The following is a 10,987-nucleotide window of genomic DNA, read 5'->3' on the forward strand; positions in this document are numbered from 1 at the left end:
CGTGATGGTTTTCGTCGACTCAACCTTAGCATATAGGCGCACCCAATGGGTGAAACACCAAAGCAGCGCAGTCCCGTGTGAATCATGGGATTGCGCTGCTTTTTTGAAATTCTATGAATAATCCAGGGGAGTATCAACGCAATCGAACTAGACGTCATCTACAATCGCGATTGTCTGGAAGGTATGGCGGACTTACCGACAGCCTCCATCGACATGATCCTGTGCGACTTGCCGTATGGCACCACAGCCAACGCTTGGGACAAGCTGATTCCGTTTGCCCACCTCTGGGGTCAATACGAACGGCTCATCAAGCCCCAAGGCGCCATCGTACTCACCGCAACTGAACGGTTCTCTGCGGACTTAGTACAATCAAATCCGGCCTTGTATCGCTACAAGTGGGTTTGGATCAAGAATACTGTCACCAACTTCGTCAATGCCAAGAACCGCCCCTTATCCCGTTTCGAGGAGATTCTCGTCTTCTCCAAGTCGGGTACGGCCAACTTTGGTAACTCCCCCGATACCAAAGGCATGAACTACTTCCCCCAAGGACTGCTCCCCTATAACAAAACCGTCAACTCGCGTAAGTATGAAAATTCCAATCAATTGCACCCGTGGAACGCTCCCGATAGCTACACGCAAGAGTGGACAAACTACCCGTCTGACGTGCTCAACTACAAGTCTGATCGCACCGGCTGGCACCCGACACAAAAGCCCGTCGATCTTTTTGCCTACCTCATCAAGACTTACACCCAGCCCGGTGAGATCGTGCTGGATAACTGCATGGGGTCTGGCACTACTGCGATTGCCGCAATGGACACTGACCGTCACTTCATCGGCTATGAGATTAGCGAAGAATACTGGCGGCGTGCACTTGATCGCATCAAGCACCACCACGCAACTCAAACCGAACTTTTCTGATCCGTTACCTCTGATCTGGTCGCCGCTGACCGCGCCAAAACAGCGGCAATCTTGAAAGGAGACCTGGTCACAAAACTAAAAATCAAAGGATGATTATTATGAATTTCGGACAAAACTTGTTTAATTGGTTCACTTCCAACGCCCAGAGCTTGGTGCTGATGACGATTGCCATTATCGGTGTTTACTTGGGCTTCAAGCGCGAGTTTTCCAAGCTCATCGGCTTTCTCGTCATCGCGATCATTGCCGTCGGGTTGGTGTTCAACACTGCTGGGGTCAAAGACGTGCTATTGAACTTGTTCAACCGCGTCATGGGGGCTTAGCCTATGGACGACATCAAAGTCTTTATTGCCAATCTTGGCAAATACAATGAGGGAGAAATCATCGGTGCATGGTTCACGCCACCAATCAACAACGAAGAACTCGCTGAAAAGCTAGGACTAAACGACCAGTACGAAGAATACATGGTTCAGGACTACGAAGGCCCCGTTGTCTTTAGTGAGTATTCAACGATTGGTGAGATCAACGAGGCTGCCGCAGCCGTTGAAGCATTGAAAGGCACCGAGATTTACCCGGCCATCAAAGAGCTTATCGGCGAATGGTACGACAACGTGGTCGAACTCGCTGCACACAAGGATGACATCGCCTGCTATCACGTTGCGAACATGGCGGAGTTGGCCGAAGAACTAGCTGATGAAGGCTGGTTTGGCGACATCCCGCCACAAGTCGAAAACTATATCGACTATGCCAAGGTTGGACGTGACCTCGAAATTGAAGGAGGTTTCGTTGAAACACCTTACGGCATCTACCAATTATTAGACTAACTCTCTGGGCTGGCGCTGCAAAAGGCGTCAGCCTTTTTATCTCACTACGAAAGGAGATCACATGAAGAAAGTCAGATCCTACACCAGCATCTGGTCGGTGGAAAAGGTGCTGTACGCCATCAACGACTTGCAGCTACCGTTCCCGATCACGTTTACGCAAATGACGTGGTTCATCGTCAGCTTGTTTGCAGTCATGCTGCTGGGCGACTTGCCGCCACTATCGTTCATCGACGGCGCGTTTCTCAAATATGTCGGCATTCCTGCAGGGATAACGTGGTTCATGAGCCAAAAGACCTTCGACAACAAGAAGCCGATGGGGTTCTTGCGGTCGGTGATCAACTATGCCATTACCCCGAAGCTCACCTATGCCGGTAAGCCTGTGAAGTCGCAGAAAGAGAAACAAACCGCTGCTGTGACCTACGTTTGGAGGTACCACAATGAAATTTCCAATTAAGTATATCGAAGACAATCTCGTCTGGAACACTGACGGCGAGTGCTTTGCCTATTTTGAATTGATCCCGTACAACTACTCGTTTCTAAGCCCTGAACAGAAACAACAAGTCCACGAGAACTTCCGGCAGTTAATCTCGCAGAATCGCGACGGCAAGCTCCATTTATTGCAGCTCGCCACCGAAGCCAGTGTTCGGGACACTCTCGACCGCTCGAAGAAGTTGGTCAAGGGGTCGCTGAAAGACATCGCCTTCCAGCACATCGACGGCCAAGCCGAAGCATTAACCGAAAACGTCGGTGACAACCAAGTGGACTATCGCTTCTTCATCGGCTTTAAGCTGTTGCTGAACGACGCAGAGGTAACTGCCAAGTCAATCTTCAAGGATATGGCTTTAGGCATTCGGGACTTCTTCGCCGAGTTCAACACAACGTTCGCTGGTGACTTCTTCACCATGAACAACGCAGAGGTGGAACGCTACGCCAAGTCCGCTAAGTTCCTTGCCGAAAAAATTGGCCGCCGCTTCAAAGTCCGCCCGCTGGATAAGAACGACTTCGGCTATCTGCTCGAACACCTCTATGGTATGACGGGGCAGGACTACGACGACTATGAGTACCACTTACCTCGCAAGAAGTCTAAGCGCGACACGATCATCAAGCGCTATGACCTGATCAAGCCAACCCGCTCACTGATTGAGCAGCACCAACGCTCGATCAAGATCACCCACGGGCTGGATAGCAGTTACGTGACGTACCTGACGCTTTCCGACATTGTTGGTGAATTGGAGTTTCCCGGCAGTGAAATCTTCTACTTCCAGCAAAGTCAGTTCGATTTTCCAATCGACACCAGCTTAAACGTTGAAATCGTGACGAACAAGAAGGCGCTGACCAAGGTACGCAACAAGAAGAAGGAACTCAAGGACTTGGACGAACACGCCTACCAGTCCGGCAACGAAACGACACGCGGCGTCAGCGACGCTTTAGATTCGGTCGATGAACTTGAAAGCAACCTTGATCAGACTAAGGACGCCATGTACAAGATCAGCTATGTCATTCGCGTAGCTGGGCGTTCCGAAGATGAAATGAAGCGCCGTGCCGATCAGCTACTTGACTTCTACGACAGCCTCAACATCAAGCTCGTGCGACCATTTGGCGACATGCTGGGACTGCACGGTGAGTTTATCCCTGCCTCGAAGCGCTACATCAACGACTATATTCAATATGTGACCAGCGATTTCATCGCCTCACTAGGCTTTGGTGCGACACAATCGCTCGGCGAAAAAGAAGGCATCTACATCGGGTACAACGTGGACACCGGACGCAACGTCTACTTGCAGCCAGATATTGCGGCGCAAGGCATTAAAGGCACTGTTACCAATGCCTTATCCGCCACCTTCCTCGGCTCACTGGGTGGTGGTAAGTCCTTCTCCAACAACTTACTTGTCTACTACGCCGTTCTTTACGGGGCACAGGCACTGATTCTTGATCCGAAGTCAGAGCGTACTGGGTGGGCAGAAAACCTAGACTTCATGGACAACGAGATAAACATCGTCAATCTGACCAGTGAGGAACAAAACCGTGGGCTGCTTGATCCTTATATCATCTTGTCCAACTTGAAAGATTCGGAATCGTTGGCTGTTGACACCCTGACCTTCCTCACGGGGATCTCAAGCCGTGACGCCGACCGCTTCCCGACGCTGCGCAAAGCGATTCGCGCGGTAACACAAGCACCCGAACCGGGACTGTTGAAAGTCATTGATGAACTCCGCCGCGAAGACACGCCTATTGCGCGCAACATTGCCGATCATATCGAATCCTTTACGGACTATGATTTTGCGGCATTGTTGTTCTCTGACGGGACCGCGCGCCGAACGATCGCGCTTGATCGCAAAATCAACATCGTGCAAATCGCAGACTTGGTACTACCGGACGCCGACAAGACGCAGGAAGAATATATCACTGCTGAAATGCTATCGGTCGCCATGCTCATGATAATCAGCACGTTCGCGATCGACTTCATCCATCAAGACCGCGCCCAGTTCAAAATTGTGGACTTGGACGAAGCCTGGGCATTCTTGAACGTGGCACAGGGTAAGGCGCTGTCCATGAAACTGATTCGTGAGGGTCGCTCGATGAACGCCGGGGTTTACCTCGTTACCCAAAATGCAGACGATTTGCTCGACGAAAAGATGAAGAACAACATCGCCCAAAAATTCGCGTTCCGTAGCACCGACATCACGGAAATCAAAAACACCCTCAACTTCTTTGGTCTCGATGCCGAAGACGAGGGTAATCAGAACCGGCTTCGGTCACTAGATAATGGGGAATGCTTATTCCAAGACATTTGGGGACACGTCGGTGTGCTGCACTTCGACTATATCTTTGAACACCTACACCACGCCTTTGACACCCGGCCACCGAAACCCGTGGAGGTGATCGCTGATGACGAAAGCTAACCGTCGGCGGCTTCTGCTGTTCCTCGGTGTTGTCGCGGCATTCATGTTGGTACTGATACTTGCCGGTGGGCAGCCGGTACACGCAGCGGGACTGGTCGACGATCAATCTGGCGGCACTAACGAGTATTCCAAGTACCCGTTGTCGCACTACCAGCTCGACTACTTCGTCGATACTAGCTGGGACTGGTTGCCTTGGAATTGGGGCGACGGCATCGGCAAGTCTGTGAACTACGGTCTGTATGCCATTACCAACTTTCTGTGGACGCTCTCTGTCTACCTCTCAAACGCTGCGGGCTACCTGATTCAGCAAGCCTACTCGCTGGACTTCATCAAAGATACGTCTGACGCGATTGGGAAGAATATGCAGCTCTTGGCTGGGGTGTCAAAAGATGGTTTCACCACTGACGGCTTTTACCCGGGCTTGCTCCTGATGATCACACTCGTCGTCGGTATCTACGTCGCGTATACAGGTATCATCAAGCGCGAAACCTCGAAAGCTATCTCGGCAATCGTGAACTTTGTGGTGATCTTCATTACGTCAGCCAGCTTTATTGCCTACGCCCCGGACTATGTCAGCAAGATTAACGAATTCAGTTCAGACATCAGCACTAGCGCCCTCAACACCGGCTCCAAGATGATCATGGGCACTGATACCGCAACTGATAAGTCTGGCGTCGATGCGATTCGTGACACCCTGTTTGAAATTCAGGTGAAGCAGCCATGGACACTTTTGCAGTTCGGTGACAGCGACGCCGATGCTGTAGGCAAAGACCGCGTAAACAACCTGATGAAGACTAACCCATTCGGGGACAAGGGTAAAACTCGCACAGACGTGGTAAAAGCTGAAATTGAAGACAATGACAACGAGAACCTCTCGCCGACCATGACCATCAATCGGCTGGGCACTACGACCTTTGTTGTCTTGTTCAATATCGCAATCACTTTGTTTGTCTTCTTCCTGACGGCAATGATGCTGTTCAGCCAGATACTCTTTATCATCTACGCGACGTTCCTGCCAATATCTTTCTTACTCGCTATGCTGCCGTCCTTTAACGGGCTAATGAAACAAAACATCATGAAGCTGTTCAACACAATCATGACGCGAGTTGGCGTGACGCTGGTGATCACGATGGCATTCTCGCTATCGGCAATGGTCTACGGATTATCGGCCACCTCACCGTTCTTCCTCGTGGCCTTCCTGCAAGTCACCATCTTCGCGGGTATTTGGATGAAACTCGGCGACTTGATGGGCATGATGCAGCTCCACAGCTCTGACGCCCAGCAAGGCGCACAACGCTTCTCGCGTCGTGGCAACCGCATGCTTCGGCAGTTCGTCGGTAGTGCAATGGGTGGTGCAATGGCAGGACGCTTCCTGTCGCGGGGCTATGGGAAAGGTCGCGGAATGCCGCAAACACCACAACTTCCCGCTGGCACGCAACGCGAGCAAACCGCGGACGCTGCCAAGCCGCAACAACCTAAGAAGCCACGCAGCCAACGTCTGGGTGAGAAACTCGCCGATGTTTCCGATGTCGGTAACAAGCTCAAGGACAAGACTAAACGTGGCCTTGATCAGGTGAAGGACGCACCAACCAACGTTTTATATGGTCTGCATCGTGGTAAGCAACTGACTAAGGAGGCCGCCGAAACTGCGAAGGATAGCTTCAAGGGTCGGCGTGAAGCCAATCAGCAGGAACGTGACAAGCAGCTTGACCAACGGCGTAAGCAAATGCAAGAACGCAAGCTCGCAATCAAGCCGAAAGCTGATCCTGCAAAGCCAAAACCAACGGCTACCAAGCTACCGGTTGAGCCAACTCGTAAGCCGACAACTGCCACACCTACCAAACCAAAGCCCGAACAAACTGATACCAGTGGGCAACCTAAGCGCTCTGCCACGAAGCCAACTTCAACTCGGCCTCCGCGGCCAGTCACGAAAGCACAAGCAGACCCCACCATAAAACCGCACCAAGAACCAGCCCCACCAACGAATAGACTCAAGAAGCCACTGACCCTCGTTTCCGAAAAGCCGGCCAAGCCACGCACCCCAAAGCCACAGCGGATCAAAAAGGCTAAGGGGCATAAGAAGCGATGAAACTATGGCGCTGTTTAGCTCTTGCCGCACTCCCGATACTGTTGATTGGCGGTCTGTTCTTTGCGGTCATTGCCTCTGATGATGACGAAGATCAGCCTGCCTCTGCGATCACAGCCGACGCGATGAACTTATCCGCTGAAGTTTACAAGCATAAGCTGACGGTCGAAAAGTATTGTAAAGAGTTCGGCATTTCAGACCAGGTAATGGTGATACTCGCCATCATGCAGGTTGAATCTGGTGGCAAAGGCGGCGACGTGATGCAAGCTAGTGAATCGCTGGGACTACCGGTCAATACGCTAGATACCGAAGCATCAATCAAGCAAGGAGTGAAGTATTTCGCGTCGCTGCTGAAAAGCATGAAAGCTGCGGGCATGGATCTTAACACTGCGATTCAAAGCTACAACTATGGTGGCGGCTTTATCGACTACGTTGCTAAGCACGGCAAAAAGTACACGCTTGAGCTGGCAACGGCTTTTGCCAAAGAAAAGTCTGGTGGTAAGAAAGTCACCTACACCAACGCAGTAGCCAAAGACGGTTGGCGCTATGCCTATGGAAACATGTACTACCTATCGGTTATCTCGCAATACCTCGTCACAGGTGGCGCGAAGTTCGACGACAAAACGGTACAAGCAATCATGGACGAAGCGCTCAAATATCAAGGCACTCGTTATGTGTTCGGCGGCTCAACGCCAACAACGGGCTTCGACTGCTCAGGGCTGACTAGCTGGTGTTACGGCAAAGCTGGGATCAAACTTCCTCGCACCGCACAAGCACAATACGACGCCACGGCACACCTGAACATCAAAGACGCCAAGCCCGGCGACTTAGTGTTCTTCCACTCAACCTATGACACTGCCGACTACGTTACCCACGTTGGGATCTACGTTGGCGGCATGAAGATGTACAACGCCGGCGATCCGCTCGGCTATGCCGACTTGAACTCAAGCTATTGGCAAGCCCACCTGATCGGCGCTGGGCGCGTGAAGAAGTAGGTGACGATAATGAATCAAAACGGTATCAGCTACTTTGACTGGATGGATCTCATCACCAACACCTACGACGACGCGCTGCAAAAGGCACATGTCGATCTAAAATTTGGTGATAATCGCGCACTACGCAACAAGGAACTCGACTTTGCGTCAGGCGAGTGGGAACGCATCAAATTCTTTAAACAACGCTTGCCCAATACCGACGACCTGTGCCACGTCCTTGACCGCTTCGTTGACCGAATGCCGGAAATGGAATACGGGCACCGGCGTGAGTATCGCCTTGCCGTCGCGCATGAAGTGGCCGTTGATCGATGGCTCAAAGGCAAGGTGTTTGCACCAGAAGACCGTAAGTATATCCTCGACCGCGAACGCTACTTGGCCGAAGAATACTTCAACAACGACCGTGAACTCGGTCAGTATATCGAAACTGACTATGAGGGCTACAAGCGGATCTCGCTTCAACGCCTATTCGTGCGCTTTCTCGATATTTACGATGACTTTTACCGCTGCTACGAAATTAGAAAGGACAAGGTGAATGAACCTTGAGTAAAGATAAAGCCCAAAAGAAAGGCTGGTTCAAGAAGAAGCCAGCCGCCCCAAAACCGCCTAAAATTAAGCACCATGGTCTGCGCAGCCCGGTCACACTGCTTTGCTGGGCAGTGTTAATCAGCAGCACCAGTTTCGGTGTCTACAAGAACATGACCGCCATCGACACCCACACGGTGCATGAAGTTCAAGTGATCAAGACTAAGGTGATTGACACGCACGCCTTGGCGACCTTCACCACCGACTTTGCCAAGCTCTACTATTCGTGGCAACCCAGCCACGAATCACTAGATCAGCGGCAGAAAGCCTTGCAGCCGTATCTTGTGGAGCAACTGCAATCGCTGAACGCAGATACGGTGCGTAGTGACATTCCCACCACAGCCACAGTGAGTGAAGTCAAGGTCTGGGACGTAAGCAAGACAGCTAAAGATACGTTCCGTGTACTATTTACCGTGAAGCAAGACCTCACTAAAGGCAAAGACAAGAAAACCGTGACTAGCACCTACACCATCAACGTTATGCAAAACGACAACGGCGATATGGTGGTCACCAAGAACCCAACGATTGCCGCTGAACCATCGACGGCACGAATCAAGCTACCTGATACACAGTCTGACAACTCGGTAGACAGCTCCACCGCAGATGACGTAACTAAGTTCCTCAAGACGTTCTTCACTTTGTATCCGAAAAGTGATCGCAACGAACTCAAGTATTACGTCAAGGACGGTACACGACCAATCGAACGCAGCCTTAAGTTCGTGGAACTGTTAGACCCAGTCTTTAAGAGGACCAAGAGCGGTCTGACTGTCACATTATCCGTGAAGTATCTCGACACTGAAAGCGACATGAATCAGGTGTCACAGTACAGACTGAATATATCAAAGAACAACAAAAATTGGATTATTATCACAGGAATATAAAAAACAAAACATGAAGAAACGGCAAACTGATGTGAACCCCCAGGTTTGGACAACAATCCAAATCTGGGGGTTTTCTTATGGTCAAATTTGACCTAGATCTTCGTATTGATGCCGTCACCGCGTATCTCAATGGTATGGGTTCGACTACTGTTGCGAGACAGTTTCATATCGCAATGCCAGAAACGGTTCTTCTCTGGGTTCATCGCTTCGAGCGCTTTGGTGTCCTTGGACTTCAAAGCCGTGTTATTCATTCTGAATATACTAGAGAGTTCAAACTCCGCGTATTACACTGGATGAAACAACACCAAGCCTCTTACCCAGAAACCGCCTTACACTTTGATCTTTCGTCACCTAGCACTATTTGGCAATGGGTTAAGGCGTTCGAGCGCGATGGAGCTCAAGGCTTGGTCTCCAAGAGAAAGAAGGCTATTCCTGTGACCAAGCGCAAAACTAAGAAACCCACTCCAAAGCTGAGTAAATCTGAACAAGAATTAAAGACTTTGAAAGATGAAAATCTCAAATTAAGAATCGAGAACGAATACTTAAAAAAACTCGATGCCTTAGCCCGGCGGAAATCACGGCAAGCGAAAGAGCAGAAGTGATTGGCGAGCTAAGGCAGACATTCGACAAGTCCTTGAGCTTTGTACTCAAAGTAGTGGGTATGTCGCACAGTAGCTATTACTATGCGGTTAAGCCTAAAATTGAGAAAGAGTTGGATACCCCGGTTATTCAAGCTATTGATGAAATTCGTTTAACTGATCCTAAGTACACCAAGAAGTATGGATATCGACGTATCACTGATGCCATTCGTGGACAAGGATTTGTAGTCAATCACAAACGTGTACTCCGAATTATGAAAGAGCATGGGTGGTTGGCAGAATACAACAATCGTGGTCACCGCAAGTACAACTCATACAAAGGCACGGTCGGTAGGATCGCAAAGAACTTGATTCATAGTCGCTTCGTCACTGATCGACCGTATCAAAAGTTAGTAGCTGATGTCAGTGAGTTCCGGTATGGCATGATGACTCAAACCGAGCGAATCTATCTAGAACCGGTCCTTGATCTGTTTTCGGGTGAGGTTCTTGCCTATAACATCAGTGATTATCCAACAGTTGAGTTTGCGTTAAAGCCACTGAAAGAGGCGTTAGATCAAATTCCTGCACTTCCATATCGAACGACAGTACATACTTGTCGATGTCAGTCATAAAATGTAGGAAAACTACATTTCAAAACCGCCCTTGACACATACTGACCAAGGCTTCCAATATCAACATCGTCACTGGCGTAAGACACTTAAAGAACATCATGTTTTTCAGAGCATGTCGCGTAAAGCAACTTGTCTCGATAACGCTGAAATGGAATCCTTCTTCAGTATCATGAAAGCAGAGATGATGGATGAGCACTATGACACTAAAGAGTCGTTAGAGTCAGCAATGCGAAAATGGATCGAGTTCTACAACAATCGTCGTATCAAGAGCAGATTAAAGGGCAAGTCACCGATTGCGTATCGACAACTTGCCCTTCAAGAGGCTGCATAACCAAGTTATTTAATTGTCCAACCTCATGGGTTCACATCAAACCTGCAAAATTCGGCGTGCCGTTTTTTATACATAATGAATGCAAGCTATACAACCTAAGAAAGATATTCAAGCTTCGATAGAATTAAACTTTCGCAAATTGCAAGAACAAGTTAGCCACCTGGCCCGATCCGGCGTATGAAAGCCTGTTATCTATGAAGTTGGTGAGTTAGTCGGCGTCGACGCTTTAGCCGCCCGGCGTCGGACCTGAGCGGATTCCG

12 protein-coding genes are annotated in these 10,987 nt (G+C 49.9%); all 12 read left to right on the forward strand.

The window, feature by feature from the left end; genetic code table 11:
- The first annotated feature begins 183 nt into the window (after window positions 1-183).
- The 12 genes from ACYVRB_RS13335 (at window position 184) to ACYVRB_RS13390 (ending at window position 10,727) form a co-directional block, all read left to right on the forward strand.
- Window positions 184-918, forward strand: coding sequence for a DNA-methyltransferase (locus ACYVRB_RS13335; RefSeq protein WP_461215936.1), 735 nt, complete (start codon window positions 184-186; stop codon window positions 916-918).
- Window positions 919-1,016: 98 nt separating this feature from the next.
- Window positions 1,017-1,238 carry a hypothetical protein gene (locus tag ACYVRB_RS13340; protein WP_461215937.1) on the forward strand — a complete coding sequence of 74 codons (222 nt, stop codon included), beginning with the start codon at window positions 1,017-1,019 and terminating at the stop codon, window positions 1,236-1,238.
- 3 nt (window positions 1,239-1,241) lie between these two features.
- A complete protein-coding gene (locus ACYVRB_RS13345) occupies window positions 1,242-1,739 on the forward strand; it encodes an antirestriction protein ArdA (protein ID WP_461215938.1) in 498 nt (165 codons plus the stop codon).
- A gap of 61 nt (window positions 1,740-1,800) precedes the next feature.
- On the forward strand, window positions 1,801-2,193 hold the full coding sequence (locus tag ACYVRB_RS13350; RefSeq protein WP_461215939.1) for a conjugal transfer protein: 393 nt from the start codon (window positions 1,801-1,803) through the stop codon (window positions 2,191-2,193).
- On the forward strand, window positions 2,177-4,642 hold the full coding sequence (gene tcpF, locus ACYVRB_RS13355; RefSeq protein ID WP_125582118.1) for a conjugal transfer ATPase TcpF: 2,466 nt from the start codon (window positions 2,177-2,179) through the stop codon (window positions 4,640-4,642). The genes ACYVRB_RS13350 and tcpF overlap by 17 nt, the downstream gene beginning before the upstream one ends.
- Window positions 4,629-6,731: a CD3337/EF1877 family mobilome membrane protein gene (locus tag ACYVRB_RS13360; protein WP_125582116.1), complete on the forward strand. Its 2,103-nt coding sequence runs from the start codon at window positions 4,629-4,631 to the stop codon at window positions 6,729-6,731. Before tcpF ends, ACYVRB_RS13360 begins: the two co-directional genes overlap by 14 nt.
- Window positions 6,728-7,723, forward strand: a complete 996-nt coding sequence (locus tag ACYVRB_RS13365) for a bifunctional lytic transglycosylase/C40 family peptidase (protein WP_125582114.1) — start codon at window positions 6,728-6,730, stop codon at window positions 7,721-7,723. Before ACYVRB_RS13360 ends, ACYVRB_RS13365 begins: the two co-directional genes overlap by 4 nt.
- A 9-nt stretch (window positions 7,724-7,732) precedes the next feature.
- A complete protein-coding gene (locus tag ACYVRB_RS13370; protein WP_125751764.1) occupies window positions 7,733-8,266 on the forward strand; it encodes a hypothetical protein in 534 nt (177 codons plus the stop codon).
- A complete protein-coding gene (locus tag ACYVRB_RS13375; protein ID WP_461215941.1) occupies window positions 8,263-9,186 on the forward strand; it encodes a conjugal transfer protein in 924 nt (307 codons plus the stop codon). Before ACYVRB_RS13370 ends, ACYVRB_RS13375 begins: the two co-directional genes overlap by 4 nt.
- Before the next feature lie 77 nt (window positions 9,187-9,263).
- Complete coding sequence (locus ACYVRB_RS13380) at window positions 9,264-9,788, forward strand: helix-turn-helix domain-containing protein (protein WP_461215943.1); 525 nt, start codon at window positions 9,264-9,266, stop codon at window positions 9,786-9,788.
- A complete protein-coding gene (locus tag ACYVRB_RS13385; RefSeq protein ID WP_461215945.1) occupies window positions 9,785-10,396 on the forward strand; it encodes an IS3 family transposase in 612 nt (203 codons plus the stop codon). Before ACYVRB_RS13380 ends, ACYVRB_RS13385 begins: the two co-directional genes overlap by 4 nt.
- A 112-nt stretch (window positions 10,397-10,508) precedes the next feature.
- Window positions 10,509-10,727 carry an IS3 family transposase gene (locus tag ACYVRB_RS13390; protein ID WP_461215946.1) on the forward strand — a complete coding sequence of 73 codons (219 nt, stop codon included), beginning with the start codon at window positions 10,509-10,511 and terminating at the stop codon, window positions 10,725-10,727.
- Window positions 10,728-10,987 lie beyond the last annotated feature (260 nt).

The sequence above is a fragment of the Lacticaseibacillus boliensis genome (genome assembly GCF_054784775.1).

Excerpts from the sequence above, each read along its gene's own strand:
- ACYVRB_RS13335 (WP_461215936.1), top strand. The coding sequence starts at position 184 with ATGGCGGACTTACCGACAGCCTCCATCGACATGATCCTGTGCGACTTG.
- ACYVRB_RS13340 (WP_461215937.1), top strand. The coding sequence starts at position 1,017 with ATGAATTTCGGACAAAACTTGTTTAATTGGTTCACTTCCAACGCCCAG.
- ACYVRB_RS13345 (WP_461215938.1), top strand. The coding sequence starts at position 1,242 with ATGGACGACATCAAAGTCTTTATTGCCAATCTTGGCAAATACAATGAG.
- ACYVRB_RS13350 (WP_461215939.1), top strand. The coding sequence starts at position 1,801 with ATGAAGAAAGTCAGATCCTACACCAGCATCTGGTCGGTGGAAAAGGTG.
- tcpF (WP_125582118.1), top strand. The coding sequence starts at position 2,177 with ATGAAATTTCCAATTAAGTATATCGAAGACAATCTCGTCTGGAACACT.
- ACYVRB_RS13360 (WP_125582116.1), top strand. The coding sequence starts at position 4,629 with ATGACGAAAGCTAACCGTCGGCGGCTTCTGCTGTTCCTCGGTGTTGTC.
- ACYVRB_RS13365 (WP_125582114.1), top strand. The coding sequence starts at position 6,728 with ATGAAACTATGGCGCTGTTTAGCTCTTGCCGCACTCCCGATACTGTTG.
- ACYVRB_RS13370 (WP_125751764.1), top strand. The coding sequence starts at position 7,733 with ATGAATCAAAACGGTATCAGCTACTTTGACTGGATGGATCTCATCACC.
- ACYVRB_RS13380 (WP_461215943.1), top strand. The coding sequence starts at position 9,264 with ATGGTCAAATTTGACCTAGATCTTCGTATTGATGCCGTCACCGCGTAT.
- ACYVRB_RS13390 (WP_461215946.1), top strand. The coding sequence starts at position 10,509 with ATGTCGCGTAAAGCAACTTGTCTCGATAACGCTGAAATGGAATCCTTC.